This window comes from Kribbella sp. CA-253562 (assembly GCF_050942265.1).
In the GTDB taxonomy this organism is placed as follows: domain Bacteria; phylum Actinomycetota; class Actinomycetes; order Propionibacteriales; family Kribbellaceae; genus Kribbella.
This window is the reverse complement of record NZ_CP192049.1, coordinates 1,359,474-1,376,269: the sequence shown is the minus strand read 5'-3', so window position 1 is coordinate 1,376,269 and position 16,796 is coordinate 1,359,474. Positions and strand designations below refer to the sequence as shown.

The following is a 16,796-nucleotide window of genomic DNA, read 5'->3' as shown; positions in this document are numbered from 1 at the left end:
CATCGGTGACGGAGAAGGCCTTGTTCGGACGTCCGCAGGACGTCCCGGACGCGGAACGTCCCTAGTCGGGCACGCCATCCACCGGACGTGCAGCCTTCCAGACCTCGGCGAAGCTCTCCATGTAGAGATCGAACATCTCGCCGCCCTCGAGTCGGCGCAGATGATAGACCGGAGCCTGTGCGGCCGGCAGGCCGAACACGTGCTGGTTGACCAGCAACTGGTCGTCGACCCGGTACATCGAGTTGTACAGCACGGTGTCGTGCAACCTAAGCGATACGCCGGGCCGCTCGAGCAGAGGTCCGAATTGCACGAGTGCGTTCCGGATCTTGGAAGGCAGTGCTCCACCAATCTTTTCCGCTTTCCCCCGCTGAACAACCGCCGGCGATTTCGGGTTGCCCAGGGCAAGGTTCACGGGGATGCCCGCGGTCGCCTTCGACGCCAGGAGACCGACGAGGCGCTTGTCCTCTGCCAGGAACAAGGCAGCGTACGCGAGGATGTCGATCTGGTGCTCCGCGGATTGGAACAGATCGTTCCAAGCTTCCCTCGTGACCAGGTTGCGCTGCGGATAGACAGCCACGACCTCGCCCGAGGTCCTGCGCGCGCCCTGCAGCGTCAGAAGTTCTGGCCACAGCTCCGGTTCTTCCAGACTGAGTAGCCGCGCCAGCGGCCCGCGGTGGCGCGGAAACGGCAACCTGCCGTCCACCCAACGCCCGACTGTCTTCGGGTCCACGCCGAGTCGCGCTGCAATGTCTTCCTCGCTGAGCCCGGCTGCGTACATCGCTCGCCGTAGTGCCTCGTTCAACCCGATCTCCCCGATTCGGAGACGCCCAGGAGGTCCCTAAACGTCCCAGTCGAGGCTAGCACAAAACGTCCCAAGACGTCCCAACTCAGAGTATCGACGTCCTCACCGCGACAAGCAGTCTTGGGCTACGTCGACGACAGGTCGGCGATCGGAGTTGGGAGTGAACAGTGAACGACGTCAGGCCGCCCGGCGACACGGACACGAAGGTGCGACTGCGTGTGTGGTTCGGAGATCACCCGATCGCCGACTACACCGCCGCTCCGGAGGCCGCCCAGCGCTATGCAGAGTCGATGGGGCGCCGGTTCGCCAGCTGTCGGGTGTCTTGTGTGCCGGTTCGCCCGACGCCTCGGTAGTCGTCGCTTGAGCCGGCTGCGACGCTGGTGCGGCCAGCTATGGGCCGCCTGGTTCGAGAGGTTGTGCTCGCGTTTCCGCCGCTGGATGGACGAAGACTGACCACAACCCGAAGAGCTGGCGGGATCGGTGTCCCCTCCGTCAGGTGTCCTCCTCACCACCTGATCGCCGATCCCGCCACCTCAAGCCGGGTCTCTCAGCCGCTGGGTCCCCGTACTCCCCAACGCGCCCATGGCTGAGAGATCCGCCAGACCGGCGGGCGAACGTGTGATCCCTGCCCGCGTTCGCCCGCCGTTCCAACTTCGTACGCCGGCCGCTCGGGCCGGTACCCACCCGTTGCGGCCATCCCGGACGGCCGCCTCAATGAAGGACTTCCGTGACACCAACCAGGACACTCGACGAGCTGGAGCGCTACTACACCAACCTTCACAGCGAGGCCGAGCGTCTGAGCTCGACCATCCGCGGTCAGTTCGAACGCCAACGCATGCGTGAGTTCCTGGCTCAGTACCTGCCGTCCGCTCCGGCGAAGATCGCCGACATCGGCGGCGGTCCCGGTGTTCACGCGACCTGGCTGACACAGGAGGGGTACGAGGTCGAACTCCTCGACCGAGTCGAGCGCCACGTTGACGAGGCGCGGGCAGCCGGCATCTCGGCGACTCTAGGCGATGCCCGGAAGCTTCCTTGGAAAGCCGAGAGCTTCGACGCCGTCCTGATGGCGGGCCCGATGTACCACCTGAGCGTGCGGGACCACCGGATCCTCGCACTTCAGGAGGCGGCCAGGGTTCTCCGTCCCGGCGGCCTGCTCCTCGTGGTCGCGATCAATCGGACAGCCTCTCTCGTCGGTTCCGCGATCGCGAACACGCTCTACCAGCGGCAGAACATCGTCCGCGCCATCCTCGCCAACGGCTACAGCGACGAAAACGACCGAATGCCGAACACGACGTATCACACGGTCACGCAACTGCGAGGCGAGCTGTCCGAGGTGATGCCGACGGTCAGCATTCACGGACTGACCGGCCCCGGTGGTTGGCTGGCCGTCCTGGTCGACTCGTACTTCAGCGACAGCGACCTTCCAGTGAGCTTGACCGAGCACGACCCGCTGCAGACAGCCTTGGCCAGCAGTCGAATGGCAGATGAGCTTCCCGAACTCGCGCACGCCAGCTCGCTGCTCCTCGGGGTGGCGCGGCGTGTTTAGTCTCGTCCCGTTCGCGTCCCGGCGGTCGCATGACTTCCGCCGACAGGCTGCACGGTTCGCCGCCAACGGATGGCCTGTGGCCCGACTCGCGGTACGTCGCGGAGGGCAGTGCGTCTGCCCACTCCGCGATTGCATCGAATCTCACCTCACGCTTCGTCCGCCAGTCCTCGTCACCCGAGCTCGTGACGCCGAATCTCTCTGGCGTGACCACGGCTGGGGTATAGCGCTGGTCACTCATCACTACGACGTCCTTCGACTGCCGGCCGCGTACGGCGCTCACGTCCACCAGGTGCTCGGCACCGCGTGCCCGACGGCGATCTGCAGGGCGACACGTGAGTGGCAGTTCTTCCTCGCCCCGGGAGAACTCCAGCGCGCCGAAGCCGCTGCCGTTGGTGGCGACCTCATCGCCGGACCGTCCGCCTGGGTTCCAGCACCCGGGACCGAGGGCGAAGATGCAGACGCCTACCGATGGCTCGTCCCGCCCCACCTCACCGGTTGGCGGCCGAGCAAGGACACCAACGCCATCCGCGCCGTCCTTCGAACCACTGACTGGAACGCAGCCGACGCACCCTCGCGCGGTTTACCGGCGATCCTCGAGAGAGTCCTCCGTTGATCACTCCGCTTCCGCCTCCGGACTCTTCAACTTCTCGTTCCAGGCGATGACGTCGGCCGGGTCGTACCGAAGGTGGCGTCCCATCCGGCTCGCCGGCGGCCCATAGCCCCTGGTCCGCCATCCGTACAACGTCCACTTCGGAATCTTCAGGTACGCGGCAACGCGTTCGATATCCCAGAGCGGTTCATGGTTCGACTCGCTCATCTTCACCTCCCTTTCCAGCGGTCGTAGCGTCACGCCGAGCACTACGGCGTGGCGCTCTTACGTTCGCGTGGGACGTCGGTTCCCCGCCGTCCGACTTCAGCAGCCGCCGCATGTCCCGAAGCGACAGGCCAAGGATCTCCGCTGCCGCCTCTGCTGAGCCGCATACCTTCGACAGCTCGACTGCTTCCCGCACTGACGTCGCTTCGGCGTTCGCAATCTTCTCGTCGTGGCGCTCGATCGCGAGTTCCCGTGACCGATTCGCTCGCTCCAGCGCGGTTCGTGCCCGGACCGCGCGTCCCGTCGCCGCCTCGATCCGCGCCTGACGCTGCCGTGCTCTCTTCAGCGCCGCGACTCTCTCGCTCCCACCCATCCTCAGAACCCCGGGCCGTCCGGCGTCGGCGCGGCGACTTCCTGCACAAGGCTCAGATGCCTTGCCGGCGCCCTTCGACTTCTGGCGTCCGCGCGCTGTGAGGTCAGGTCGATCAACTCGCGCGCCATCCGCAGAACTCGCTCGCCCGTCCTCTGCACCACTCGCTCGGGCTCCGCGCTGTCGACCGAGGCAGCCCAGCCGGCGACGTACGGGAAGGTCTCCCCGTCGGTTTCCAGACCGTGATGCGCCAGCAGGATGAAGGCGACCGACTCCGCCTCAACTTCCCTCATCCCCCGGCACATCACACTGCCGGACGCTGCCACGGCATCGGGATCGTGCATCATCATGTGCGCGACCTCGTGAGCCAGCGTTGCGACCGCGCTCGCCTCGCCCAGCGAATCCGAGACGACGATCCGGCGCGCCTCGAAGTCGGTGAAACCATCCCTGCCCGGCCGCCCGGTTGGCTCAACCGAGAGCCGGAATCCCTCACCCTCGACGCATGTCGCCAATCCCTCCCACAACCCGACTGGCGCTGGACCCGCCAGACGTTCAGAGCTAGGCGGCTTCGGCAACGGCTCGCCGGCCGTCTGCGACACATCCCAGACGTGGGCGACGCGGAAGCCGACCAGCCGCCGCCCAGGCCGCGTCTTCGCCGTCTCCGAGTCGTCGGCCAACTCGTGGTCGGTGCGGCGGGTGACCTCGTTCTCACCTGCCACGACCTTGTTCGACCTCGAGAAGACGGGCGCGAAGATCCGGATCGCCTTCTGCCCCTTCACCACGCGACGCCCGAGGTGCTTCCACGTGTTCCAACCACCGACGAACGTTGCGTCCGGCCGCTGCGCCGCGATCAGAACTGCGTTTCGGAAGCTGTACTCGTGAAAGGCGGACGCCGTTTTGAGCCACCGTTTCCAGTCGTCCGCCGTCCGAAGCTTGCGGATCTCGTCGACGAGCATCTCGTACAGCGCATCCACCGCCGAAGTGGAGCGCTCCGAAGTTCCTGAGTCTGCAACGTTCATGGCAGCTCAACGGCCGGACTCGGGTCGGGTTGATCGGGGCGCTGAGCAACAGCTTTGCGAGGCCGCCGCTTCGGATCCGGACCGGCGATCCTCGTCGGAGACTCGAGCCGTGTCGGTCGGCGTTGCACGTCCGTGTGGGCGAGTTGACGGCACGCAAGTGCGGCTTCGCCTAGGAGGTCTACAACGGCAGCGAGGGATTCCGTGAGCTCGGGCACGAAGTCGATCCGCTCCACCCGCACCCAGCTCCGTTGGCGCCTCCCGATTGGTGCGACCGTCAGCTGCTGGTAAGCCGGATCGGCCCGGATGGCTTGGCTGCGGGAAACGAAGAGCCTTCCCGCGGTGACGAGGTCGAACACCGCCCGCTGCTGCATCACAGCAACTTGATGCGCTGAGTGGACGAGTTCGTCAACTGCCTCGAGAACGGCATCCGCTGTCCATCGATCAGGAATCAGCTTCGCAGTCGGCCGAAGTGCGCCACTCGGTAGAGCGACGGTACGCCGAACGGTCTCGTGCAACTCACGGAAGGCAAACTCTCCCGGCAGCGAGGTAGTGCCGCCCAAATCTGAGACGTGCCGATTCCACGCGGCCGTAGTTCGAATCGAGCCAGCATCACTCCGACGCAGAGCGGTGTTCGCCTTCCTCAGTCGCATGATCGCCGGGCCTCCGAATCCCAAGCGCTGTGCGGACGCACCGACCGCCCTGACGAGGTAGCGACCGTGGCCCGCCGCAGTGCGCACCTGCGCGGTGATCGATCGAAGGTCTCGTGTCAGAAGGCTCTGGGCCGGGATCTCCTCATGCAGACGCTGCCAGTGTGCTGCCGCATGGGCGATTCGCTCGTAAGTCTCGGCGCTCGCGGCCGGCATGCTCACAGCCAACCCTCCCAAAGCGCCCAGGAACGGACCGTTGCTCTCCTGCGCGACGATCGGCTCCAGTTCCCTTCTCGCGAATCGCAGATGTCTTGCCAGCGAGCGCTGCTCGACTGTGCGACGACGTCTGCTGACTGACGTCATCGCGTTCAAGGCCGAGCGGGCCGAAATGGATGCGACGTTTGCCACCGCAGCACGAGCCGCGACGAGAGATACCCGGTCGTCGAGCACCGAAGCCGTGACAGCATCCTGAACCGCCAGCAGGTCCGCAGCAGCGCCTAGCGGTTGAGCCACGGCCATCAACGCCGGATCGCCATGAGCTGCAGGTTGCCCAACGTCTGGGATCTCCAGCTCGTACTTGAGCCAAGCCATCTGCCGACGAGTTGCCGCCAGGACAGCGGCCCACCCAGCGGCGACTTGGTCCGGATCCGTGCTGACGCGGCCGGCGGAGTCGACCGCACGGCGATGTGCGACGGTCAGCAGGCCTTCATACGTCGCGCGCATCCGCGACCATCCGGATGTCCTTCGCCGCGGACCGCAAGGCGTCCGCAAGCGCCAACCGCCAGCTCAGCCCCTCGATCGATACTTCGAACCGATCGACCAGGCCGGCCGCCTCGTCGAAGAGCGCGGCTGGGTCGTCAGCCAGTTCCCCGAGGTACGGCGCGTACGGCGTCACGCCCACGAGCTCGCAGACGCGGTAACGGCTGAAGGCGGTCATCGCCCAGGAGCCGTTGGGCTCTCTTGTCTCCAGCGCTTCGACGCTCGCCTCTGCGCGGGATACGAGGTCGACGACCTCCGTACGGGTCCGGTCCTCGCCACCCGGCATCATCGTGTTGTTCAAGGTGCTCCCCTTTCGTCACCAACAGGATTCGACGGTTCGTGGGGACGCCGGCCACGGCACAGAGATCTGTGGATAACTCGCCCCGCCGGCCGTACGCCGCGCGGGCTGCGCCCGCGCCGCGGACCGCGCCCGGCGCGGCCCAAGAACCGAATTCCTCTGCTCAACGGCTGTCGGTGCAGCCGACTGCACGGTCGACATCTGCCGACAACGCAAAGTTGTCGAGTCAGGTCGTCGTATCGGCGAGTTGACGAGAGCCCGCCCCGATCGGAAAGGAAGTCACCGACACACTTCTTGCATTCAAGGCGTTTCAGCTGCCGATACGGCATGTCGTGGGTTCAGTGCCCGTGGCGTTGAAAGGCGTATGCGCGACGCGACGACCCCGCCAGCTACCTCATCCGCGAGCCCGACCGGCACCTGTTTCGAGTGCGGGGCCCACTTCATCCGTCACCGTTCGACGCGCCGCTTTTGCTCGGACCCGTGCCGCGTCCGGAGCTGGCGTCGTCGCCGCACGATCCAGGCAGCTGCGTCAGAAGACGACACGGCGCTCCTCCAACGGATCGAGGAACTCCGCGTCGCGATAGTGGACCACTGCCAAGCCCAGTCGCAGTGTCAGCGCGATGGGCTGGAAGTCGTGCTCCGCCAGGTTGCCGAGATCCGGACCGGCGCCCAGAGCCTCCAGACCCACAACGTGCTTCTGCGGGAGCAGTTGGCCAGGGACTCTCGCAGGTCTTCATGCTGAGCATCCATCGCCTCAGCGCCGGCGACGGATACAAGTACCTACTCAAGCACATAGCCGCTGCCGACGTCGATCGGCGAATGGCAACCCCACTCACGGCGTACTACGTTGCCGACGGCTACCCACCCGGCCGATGGCTGGGTGCCGGCCTCCCAGGACTCGCCGACGGACAGCTCAAACGCGGCGACGAGGTCACCGAAGAGCAGATGGCTGCGCTCTTCGGAAGAGCCCAAGACCCCGTGACCGGCCAGCAGCTCGGCCGCCCATTCCGGGTGTACCGGTCTTTGGAGGAGCGGGTCGCGAAGCGAGTCGAGTCACTTGATCCGACCTTGTCCGCCGACCAGCGAGAGGCAGCCATCGACGAGATCCGCCGAGCGGAATCCCGCGAGAAGCCACGTCAGGCAGTCGCAGGATTCGACATCACCTTCTCCCCCGCCAAGTCGGTATCAGCGCTGTGGGCAACAGCCGACATCGGCACCAAAGAACAAGTCGCCACGGCACACTACGAGGCAGTCGAGGACGTCCTGGCGATCGTCGAGCAGCAGGCCGCGTTCAGCCGAATCGGCGACGGCGGCATCGCCCAGATCGACGTCCGCGGCGTGATCGGCGCTGCCTTCGACCATTGGGACACCCGCAGCGGCGATCCCCAACTCCACACCCATCTCGTTGTCGCGAACCGCGTCCAGGGCACGGACGGCAAATGGCGAACTCTCGACGGCAGAGTGCTCTTCCGGGCAGCGGTGGCACTCTCCGAGATCCACAACGTGCTGCTGGCCGACAATCTCACCCGCCGGCTCGGCGTCGGCTGGGACCTCAGGGACCGCGGAGAACGCCGAAACCCCGCGTTCGAGATCACCGGCGTACCGGACGAACTGATCCGCGAGTTCTCGTCACGCAGCGACCAGATCGAGTCGAACCTCGCGGCACTGCTTGCTCATCGCAACCAACCGCCGACACGGCGCGAGATGTATGTCCTACGGCAACAAGCCACGCTCATGAATCGGCCACCCAAGCACCTGGCTCAGCCACTGTCGGTCCTCATGACCCATTGGCGAACACGAGCGGACAACGCTCTCGGCGACGACGCCCGAGCTGTCCTCGCGAAGTGCCTGGAGCAATCCTCGGAGCGAATCCTCACCTCGGCTGATCTGAGCGCAGAGACGCTGGATGCGTACGGCGCAACCGTCGTACTCGCACTGCAGAGCAAGCGCGCGACCTGGAACCGCTGGAACATCATCGCCGAAGCCGCCCGTCAAACCCGGCTGCTGCGGCTGGCCACGACCGAGGGCCGCATGACCGTCCTGCACGCCATCGCCGACCGAGCCGAACAGCACTCCATCAGTCTCACCCCAGGCGATCTGGTGAACTTGCCCGGCGAACGACTCGACGGCGAAAGCGTCTACCGAATCCACAACGGCCGGATCTTCACCTCACCGGTCGTGCTCGGAGCAGAGAGCCTGCTCCTCGACCTCGCCAAGGATCTGACCGGACCAACCATCGCCCCCACGGCGCTCGTCCCGTCGCCTGGACTCAGCCCTGACCGTCAGCAAGTTCTCCACCGGATCGCCACCAGCGGACAACGCCTCGAAGCCCTCGTCGGCCCCGCCGGCACCGGCAAGACCACCCTCCTCGCGGAGCTCAGAACCTCCTGGGAACAGACCCATGGCCCCGGGAGCGTCGTCGGGGTCGCGCCATCCAGCGCAGCCTCAGAAGTACTGTCCGACAGCCTCGGGATAACCACCGACAACCTCGCGAAGTGGATCCACGAGGCCGTCGGCCTGGGCGCCGAACAGCGTCAGCGCCGCATCGCACACCTCGAACGAGCCGCCGCCCTCGCCGCCAAGCTCAAGCGCAAACGCCGCCAGCAACGTCTACTTGGCGACCTAGCAGCCATCCGCGCGGATGCCGACCGATGGCGGCTCCGCGAGAACCAGCTCGTCATCATCGACGAAGCCTCCATGGCCGGAACCATGGAACTCGCCACCCTCGCCCGCGAGACCGCCAAGGCCGGCGCGAAACTGTTGCTCGTCGGCGACGACGCCCAACTCGGAGCGATCGAGACCGGCGGCGCCTTCCGCCTCATCGCCAAGGAGACCCAAGCGGCTCAACTCACCGAAGTCTGGCGCTTCAACCACACCTGGGAACGCGAAGCCAGCCTCGCCCTCCGCAACGGCGACGAATCCGTCATCGACATCTACCAGGCACACGATCGACTGACCTCTGGCACACCCGACGAATGCGAAACCAAGGCCTACACCGCTTGGCTCAACGACGTACGCGCCGGCCTGACCAGCCTCCTCATCGCCGCCGACAACGCCACCGTCACCCGCCTCAACAACCGCGCCCGCCTCGACCGAATCCTCACCGGCGAAGTCGAACCCAACGGCACACCACTCCACGACGGAACCCAAGCAGGCATCGGCGACCACATCGTCACCCGCCTCAACAACCGCCACCTCACCTACGGCCCCAACCAATTCGTCCGCAACGGCAACCAATGGACAGTCCTCCGCCGCTGGGACGACGGCTCCCTCACCATCCAAAACGCCGACCAGAACACCATCACCCTGCCCGCCGGCTACGTCGCCAACTCCGTCGAACTCGCCTACGCCACCACAGCCCACCGCGCCCAAGGCTCCACCGTCGACACCGCCCACCTCATCGTCACCGAACGCATGACCAGACCCCTCCTGTACGTCGGCATGACCCGCGGCCGCGAAACCAACAAGGCCTACGTCGCCACCCACGAGCCAGACGGCGACCTCCACGAACCACACATCACCCGGACCATGGATGAAGTCCTCCACGACGTCCTCGAACAAGACACCACCGAGCGATCAGCCCACGAGATCATGCAATCCGAACTCGAAAACGCCACCCGCCTCGACTACCTCGTCCCCATCCACGAACACCTCTGCCAAGTCGCCGCCGGCCAGAAATACCGCACCACCATCGACACCTCAGGCCTCGACCCAGCCGACCGCGCCGCCGTCCGAGCCTCCTCCGCCTACGGCCCACTTCTCGCCGCCCTCCGCCGCGCTGAGGCCGCCGGCCTCGACCCAGACGTGACCCTGCGTCGTGTCGTCGAGCGCCCATCCCTCGCCAACGCCCGCGACATCGCAGCAGTACTCCATGCGCGCGTCGAGCGCGTCGTCCTTCGAGCCGAGCGTCGCCTCGGACGACCTCTAGACCGCGTCGCGGGTCTGGTCCAACCGTCCACCGCGATCACGGACCCGACCTTCGTCGCCCCACTTCGCGAACTCGAAAGCCTCATCACCCAGCGGTCCGTGTGGTTAACCGAGCGGGCCAGGGAGCTCGCTCCACCTTGGTACCAAACAATCACCGAGCAACTCGTGGACCGCCCACAGGCAGAACGCACCACGATCGTTCGAGACATCGCTGCATACCGCGAGAGATACGACATCCGCAGCCCCGACCCACTCGGGCCGCGGCCAGCCAGTCACCAACTGGAGCAAACGCTCCTCAGATCCCGCCTGCTCAAAACGATCCGCCCGGAAGGAGAACCACGCCATATCGACAGTTCACTCGTGCCACCTCACCCCACCCCGTAACGCCTGCTGGGTCACGGCGCACCGACCTCGGCCTGAGCCGCTCGCCGCGACCGCCACGGACTCGCCCGCAGATCCACTACCGGCTGCCGCGCCCGAAGTACACCCCGGCGCCGGCGCTGTCGGGCACCGCGCTGCTCGTGCTGACCGCGACGAACCGGCGCAGCCCGGCGGCCGACCTGGTGATGCTTCGGCAGCTCGCGAACACCATGAAGGCGATCCATGACGCACACGTCGCGCGGCGAGATGAAGCAAGCACTCGTCCTCGCGGCCGCCGCACGCGGCCAGCTGAGCGAGTTCATGAACCCTGCCGGCGACCGCGCCGACCACCACGGCCGCGAGCGCGGACTGTGCCGGTACGGCCAACACGGCCCGTCCCGAGCTGGCCGCCAGCGTGGGCCAGGACCAGCCGGGAGAGGAGTTGGTCGCGGCGCAGACCGTGGCGTCCGCGGTCGGTGCTCAGGTCGCCGAGGACTGGCGTGCCGACCCGACATGGCCGGCGCTGCAGACCCGGATCGAGCAGCTCGCCGTCGACGGCCTGGACGCGGTCGCGACCGTCCGCGCGGCGTATGAGTGGCGGCCGTTCACCACCGCCCAGTCCGACGTTCAGGTGATGACGTGGCGCCTCGATATGTTCGTCGCCGAAGGCAAGGCGATCCCCGCCGAGGCGAACGTCGACCTCGACGAGCAGGCGAGCCTCGACACCCTGCGCGCTGCCAGTGCGCACGCTCCCGAGACTCAGACGAGGCAGAGGATGACACACTGCGACTCGAGGCCCTTGAGGAGCTGCTGATCGAGCATCTTTCCAGCCTCCCGGAGGATCATCCGCACGTGCTCGAGCTGAAGCTGGACGTGGCCGCGGCGCTCGCCTTCGCGGATCGCGTAGCTGAAGGTCTGGAGATGGCTCGTGAGGTTCTGGCCACCTATGAAAGGTTGCGCGGCGCAGGTGATTTGGACACTGCCCTGGCACGTCTCAGAGTGGCCGCGGCAGAGCTGCTAACCGGGAACCTCGATAGGTGCCACCGAAGAACTCGACAGAGCGATCACGGACTTCGTCCGCCTTTACGGATCGAGCCACAAACTAGTCCTGCGGGCGCGATCGATGGGTGCTGCCACCATCCTCCGAGCAGGAGACCGCCAGGCCGCAGAGACCGCCTACCGCCAGCTCCTGACGGATCAGATCTCGGCGCTCGGAGCAGACCACCCGGCAACACAACACACCCGCAGCGAGATCGACAAACTGGAAGCACGTACTGACTGACACCGGGTCTCATCCAGGGCGATTGCAGGCCGCTGGACGGGGTGCCGGCTCCAGCCGTTGGAGCCGCCACCCAAAGCAGTGTCTGAAACTGTAAGCATCAATAGGATTGATTGCACCTGACATAACGACCGTTATCGGTGACTACAGGTCAGGCTGCTCAGCTTTGTGAGCACGGAAGATCCACCGAAAGGCCTCGACCAGGTGTCCGCGCGTCAGCAGAAGCCGTCCAAGGTAGGTCATCGCGATGGGGTTGCCGGCTTCGGCAGCTGCGCGGTACCAGTGTTCGGCTTCGTCCCGTTCGCCGCGCTTCTGCAGCAGGTATCCGAGAATGGGCATCGCGGCGGTTTCGCCGGCGTCGGCGGCGACGCGTACCCAGTGTTCGGCCTTCTCCAGGTCGCCGCGCTTCTCTAGCACGTATCCGAGCATGGTCATCGCGATGGGGTTGCCGGCGTCGGCGGCGGCGCGGTACCAGTGTTCGGCCTTCTCCAGGTCGCCGCGCCCCTTCTCCAGCAGGGATCCGAGGTAGGTCATCGCGAAGGTGTTGCCGGCGTCGGCGGCGGCGCGGTACCAGTGTTCGGCCTTCTCCAGGTCGCCGCGTTTATGCAGCAGCTGTCCGAGGTTGGTCATCGCGAAGGTGTTGCCGGCGTCGGCGGCGGCGCGGTGCCAGTGTTCGGCCTCAGCCAGTTCCCCGCGCTCCTGCAACGGGGATTCGGGGTCGTTCGTCGCGGTGGTGTTGCCGGCGTCGGCGGCGGCGCGGGTCCCGCGCTCGGCCTCCTCCAGTGCACCGCGTTTCTGCAGCAGCTGTCCGAGGTTGGTCATCGCGGTGGTGTTGCCGGCGGCGGCGGCGGCGCGGTACCAGTGTTCGGCCTCAACCAGTTCCCCGCGCTCCTGCAACAGGTATCCGAGGTTGGTCATCGCGCTGGCGTTGCCGGCTTGGGCACTGGCGCGGGCCCAGTGTTCGGCCTCAACCAGTTCCCCGCGCTCCTTCAAAAGTAGGTATGCGAGTTTGCTCATAGCGCCGGTGTTGCCGGCGTCGGCACTGGCGCGGACCCAGCGTTCGGCGCCGTCCAGGTCGCCGCGGTTGCCCAACAGGTTTCCAAGCCCTTTCATCGCGTCGGTGTTGCCGGCTTCGGCGGCTGCGCCGTACCAGCGCTCGGCCTCAGCTAGGTTCCCGCGCTTCTTCAATAGGTATCCGAGGTTGGTCATCGCGTCGGTGTTGCCGGCGTTGGCGGCGGCGCGGGTCCAGTGTTCGGCCTTCTCCAGGTCGCCGCGCTCATACAACAAGTACCCGAGCCTGTGCATGCCCACGGCATGGCCGGCGTTGGCGGCGGCGCGGTACCAGCGTTCTGACTCAACCAGCTGCCCCCGCCCGTGGAGCAAGTGCCCGAGATAGCTCATCGCGTCCGCATGGCCCCCCTCGGCGGCTGCACGACACCACTGTTCTGCCTCCGGTGTTCGGCCAACCCTGGCGAGGAGTACGCCCACCGCGTGGAGACCGGACATAACTCCCTTGTCAGCGGCCGATCGGGCAAGTCGTTCTGAAACCGCTGGATTGTTGTGCAACTCAAAGGCCGCGATGGATGCTGTGACGGCATCTTCCGGCGCGTCGTCTAGTACATCGGCGATCGCATCCCAGGTCGTCTCCGGAATCGGTGCTTGCAGCTGCCGAGCCCAGTGATCTAGAACGTAGTCGTGTACGACGAGGCCACGACCATTGGTCGGCTGTGTCATGGCGCGAGCTCCGGATACCGGCTCGCAGGCCCAGCGCAGAGCGTTGTCGAACTCGTGCATGAGTGTGATGTCGTCGGGCGGCAGATAGGCGTGGTAGGCCCGGCGAACGAGTTCGAGAGGAGCTGGCCGGGTCATGCCGGCGCGGTACCAGTCCGCTGCGGCTCTAACCACGGCCGCTGCACCTGGGCTCTCTCCTGATTCGAGTCGCTCAATCATTTCTGGACCCGCGACCAAGTACTCGCCGAGACCCCGTCCCTTCACGAGTGCTTCGGCGATGTCTGGTCGTTGGTCTGCGTAAAGCATCGCGGCGGCCTGGCGGTCAACAGCATCCCAATCCTCGAACTCGAGCAGTCCGCGGTGCTTCATCGCGAGCTCGATCACATCTCGGCCGTGCGGCCTCAGCTCCCCCTGGGGGGCTAGCCGCTGATAGGCGCGATCCCGGATGGTTGCCACCACACTTACATCGTCAATCCGTAAAAGACCTTCTAATAGGGGTGCATCGACCCCAACGGCGACGTGCTTCTCCAGGTCGCTCAACCAGACCACGACCCCACTGCGGACAGCGCCGACATCTAACAGTGTGGCCAGCGCATCCTGTCGCAGGACAGGGATAAGAACGGGACACTCTCCCATCACCCGACGAGCGGCCTCCGCTGTAGAGCGAGATTTTCCTGCGGCCGACGGGCCACGCACCAAAAGGAACCGCCTATGTTGGAGTGCCTGCTCAAGCTCAGGGTCCAGCTTTTTCCGGGCAGCATATGAGGGTTGCGGCTGCGCAACCTGCGACGCGTCGCGCGGCGCACGCACGCCCAAGTCGTCCAGTCCCGCCTCGTTGAGAGATCGGAGGCACCCACCCAACGCGCCAACGGCGAGCTTCTCGATAGTGGAAGATTGTCGAGAAGTAGCGCCAGGTCCCCAGCGCCATAGGACCGCTGTCCCGGTGCCAACGAGTCCTGCCACCGCGGCTGCCGCAGCGATAATCTGCGAAGCATCCACCGCATTCGGATCGATCGCCAATACCAGCAGCGCACCCGCCGCACCCGCGTACAACAGACCACCGAACAGTCCCGCCAAGACGCTCTTTGCCGAGTCCCCCATGGCCCCAGTCTGTCGTCTCAGAGGGCCCCGCGTCGCCTCACAACGTTGGCCGAGTGGTTTCGAAGATGCGGGCTTCAGCCAATAACAGGCCTGTTATGGGCTGGCAGATCCGACGAGTCGAATCAGATGAGAGAATCCGTCGCGCCGCTCCAGCGTGACATTTCCGCTGGTCACTTCCTTAGTTCGAGACCACGTCCACGGCACGTGACTGCATCAACTTCTCGACCGAGTACCGGTGCTGTCGCTGACAGCGAGGCAGTGGAGGCTCGGGCCGGTACGACGGGCGGTTACTGCGACCCTTTCGGGTTCGCAGCGGCGCAGTGCGGCGCTTGGTAGTCAGGCCCTAGCTGCGGTCCCGCCCTGAAGGCGGCGTAGTGTGCAGGGTCCGAACTGTGGCTCGTCCATCGGCGCGCCGACGCATTGGGCGGTCAATGAGGGGAGGTCGCAGGGCCGCCTCTCGGCCCTGCCCAGCTGGATCTGACAGGTCAACCACGACGCAACTCAGTCGTCGGGTGCGCGTGGCCGCGTAGTCAGAAAGGCGGCGCGGCCGGAGCTTCAGTGAGGTTCGGCCGGGTGGAAACGAAGCTTTGTCCCTTGTGCTGGGCGATCACGATTGAGCCACCGGGGCATTCCTCACAGTCCACGATCAGTTCGACCCATGATCGCCGACTCGACGGTGGCTGTTCAGTTGAGTACGCGGCTTCGATTCGGGCGGTGGACGGCTCCACAGCGATCAGATAGACCGGGTCGTCTTCCTTCCGCGCACCAACCCGGACGGTTTCGATATGGGTGTAATCGAACCCGCAGAACGGACACAGCAGCTGATCGTCAAGGCCCAGTGAGATAGCGGTCATAGCTGGCATCTTCTCGCACCCCTGTGCTCCCGCCCCGCTCCGAACCGGGCCACGCGTCTGAATGTACGCATCTGCCCGCCGTAGGGACACTGAATCACCCTGGGCTGAAGAAGTTGAGCGACATCGTGTAGCCCTCAACTGAGGGCCGAGCCACCGTCGACAGATCACCTGCCCGAGCTACTTCTTCCTGCGCAGAACACCGCCACTGAACCACTGCACAAGAGTGGCGGCCAGATGTACCGCCGCCTCACCTTCGCTCGGCGTCTGCCGGCGGGAGTTCGGGCTCCCGGCGTGTCTGGACTGCCCTTCCCACAGCAAAGCAAGCATCCCGGCCAGCCGATCAGGAACAGCTGGGCGCCCGCTGGCGTCACCAATGAGCAGCTCCCACTGATTGCTTTGATTGCGCAGGTCCCGCACCACGGTTTCCAATGTGCGGCGAGAGTTATCCGGGCAAACCAATGGACAGGCGAGCGCCTCGACCGCGAGCACCGCCTCGTCGTAGGCCTTATCCGGGTCAGGCTGTCGGCCGTATGCCGCTGTCCACGCGGCAGCGAGATGCTCTCCCGCCTCTGCGCCGGCGCCAACCACTGCGTCCATAACAGCGGCCGTGACCGTCGGATCCTGCCGACGTTCGAGGCCCTGCCACGTCGCGCGCCAGGCGGAGTTCGCCGCCTCGAGAACAGCTTCCAGCGTGCTGGGATCCCCATACTCGTTCCGATACGACGGCCACTCACCCCAGTCGATCCAGCGGATCGCAGCGTCGACCGCATCAAGGAAGAGCGGGTCCTCGGGCTTCAGCAGCCATGGCTGGTTGCCCGTGCGAATACGCAGCATCACCTGGCGAGTCTGGGGGCTCAGCCCATGCCCGGGCCGCAGGGCAGACACCGGGCCGCCGGTGTACTGCAGAACCTGATAGAGCCACTCCGCTACTTGCGGATACAGCCATTCCGGCATGCCCTCAACAGAATCCTCCGACGGCAGGCCGGTACGGCGTCGACTCAGCGGCGACCACGACAGGGAATCTTCCGGCAGTGAATCGGTCACTGAACCGACGCTACTGGTAGCCAGCCCACAAAAGGCTGTTTGTCACCTCGCCAGTCAAGACCGGGCCAGTCCCTCTCCTCGCGCCGGCCGCTGCGGCACTGCTACCCCCAGCGAGTCGGCTGGCTCTCCGTCATCCGTCAGCCCCGAACTGACGCAATCTGATCAAGGCAGAGCGGCCCGACTGCAGATGTAATGAGCAGCTAGTGGTATAGCTACTGACTCAAGACAGCTTATCGGCCTTGAAC

General features: G+C 65.8%; 13 protein-coding genes. 3 read left to right on the top strand and 10 right to left on the bottom strand.

The window, feature by feature from the left end; all coding sequences use genetic code 11:
* Positions 1–61: 61 nt before the first annotated feature.
* Positions 62–802, bottom strand: coding sequence for a helix-turn-helix domain-containing protein (locus tag ACQPXM_RS06660; protein ID WP_432945846.1), 741 nt, complete (start codon positions 800–802; stop codon positions 62–64).
* Between the two features lie 727 nt (positions 803–1,529).
* Here ACQPXM_RS06660 and ACQPXM_RS06655 point away from each other — a divergent pair.
* Positions 1,530–2,348: a class I SAM-dependent methyltransferase gene (locus ACQPXM_RS06655; protein ID WP_432945844.1), complete on the top strand. Its 819-nt coding sequence runs from the start codon at positions 1,530–1,532 to the stop codon at positions 2,346–2,348.
* A gap of 613 nt (positions 2,349–2,961) precedes the next feature.
* Here ACQPXM_RS06655 and ACQPXM_RS06650 read toward each other — a convergent pair.
* The 5 genes from ACQPXM_RS06650 to ACQPXM_RS06630 all read right to left on the bottom strand — a co-directional run bounded on the left by ACQPXM_RS06650 (position 2,962) and on the right by ACQPXM_RS06630 (position 6,943).
* Positions 2,962–3,165, bottom strand: a complete 204-nt coding sequence (locus tag ACQPXM_RS06650) for a helix-turn-helix transcriptional regulator (RefSeq protein WP_432945842.1) — start codon at positions 3,163–3,165, stop codon at positions 2,962–2,964.
* 372 nt (positions 3,166–3,537) lie between these two features.
* The gene (locus ACQPXM_RS06645; protein WP_432945840.1) at positions 3,538–4,506 is read right to left on the bottom strand and encodes an ArdC-like ssDNA-binding domain-containing protein; all 969 of its coding nucleotides are present in this window, start codon (positions 4,504–4,506) and stop codon (positions 3,538–3,540) included.
* A 41-nt stretch (positions 4,507–4,547) separates the two neighbouring features.
* Positions 4,548–5,921, bottom strand: coding sequence for a hypothetical protein (locus tag ACQPXM_RS06640; RefSeq protein WP_432945838.1), 1,374 nt, complete (start codon positions 5,919–5,921; stop codon positions 4,548–4,550).
* A complete protein-coding gene (locus ACQPXM_RS06635) occupies positions 5,905–6,258 on the bottom strand; it encodes a hypothetical protein (protein ID WP_432945836.1) in 354 nt (117 codons plus the stop codon). The genes ACQPXM_RS06640 and ACQPXM_RS06635 overlap by 17 nt, the downstream gene beginning before the upstream one ends.
* A gap of 526 nt (positions 6,259–6,784) precedes the next feature.
* Positions 6,785–6,943, bottom strand: coding sequence for a hypothetical protein (locus tag ACQPXM_RS06630; protein WP_432945834.1), 159 nt, complete (start codon positions 6,941–6,943; stop codon positions 6,785–6,787).
* Positions 6,944–6,990: 47 nt separating this feature from the next.
* Between ACQPXM_RS06630 and mobF the strand changes: the two genes are divergently transcribed.
* Positions 6,991–10,566, top strand: a complete 3,576-nt coding sequence (gene mobF, locus ACQPXM_RS06625; protein WP_432945832.1) for a MobF family relaxase — start codon at positions 6,991–6,993, stop codon at positions 10,564–10,566.
* Between the two features lie 76 nt (positions 10,567–10,642).
* Here mobF and ACQPXM_RS06620 read toward each other — a convergent pair whose 3' ends face one another.
* A complete protein-coding gene (locus ACQPXM_RS06620) occupies positions 10,643–10,774 on the bottom strand; it encodes a hypothetical protein (protein WP_432945830.1) in 132 nt (43 codons plus the stop codon).
* A 183-nt stretch (positions 10,775–10,957) separates the two neighbouring features.
* On the opposite strand from ACQPXM_RS06620, the gene ACQPXM_RS06615 reads away from it, so the two are divergent.
* The gene (locus ACQPXM_RS06615; RefSeq protein WP_432945828.1) at positions 10,958–11,356 is read left to right on the top strand and encodes a hypothetical protein; all 399 of its coding nucleotides are present in this window, start codon (positions 10,958–10,960) and stop codon (positions 11,354–11,356) included.
* A gap of 609 nt (positions 11,357–11,965) precedes the next feature.
* On the opposite strand, the gene ACQPXM_RS06610 is transcribed toward ACQPXM_RS06615, so the two are convergent.
* From ACQPXM_RS06610 to ACQPXM_RS06600, 3 genes are all read right to left on the bottom strand, one after another.
* Positions 11,966–14,011 (bottom strand): tetratricopeptide repeat protein, encoded by a 2,046-nt coding sequence (locus tag ACQPXM_RS06610; RefSeq protein WP_432945826.1) that lies wholly within the window; start codon positions 14,009–14,011, stop codon positions 11,966–11,968.
* A 1,172-nt stretch (positions 14,012–15,183) separates the two neighbouring features.
* A complete protein-coding gene (locus ACQPXM_RS06605) occupies positions 15,184–15,507 on the bottom strand; it encodes a hypothetical protein (protein ID WP_432945824.1) in 324 nt (107 codons plus the stop codon).
* 177 nt (positions 15,508–15,684) lie between these two features.
* Positions 15,685–16,551 (bottom strand): hypothetical protein, encoded by an 867-nt coding sequence (locus ACQPXM_RS06600; protein WP_432945823.1) that lies wholly within the window; start codon positions 16,549–16,551, stop codon positions 15,685–15,687.
* Between the last annotated feature and the right edge of the window lie 245 nt (positions 16,552–16,796).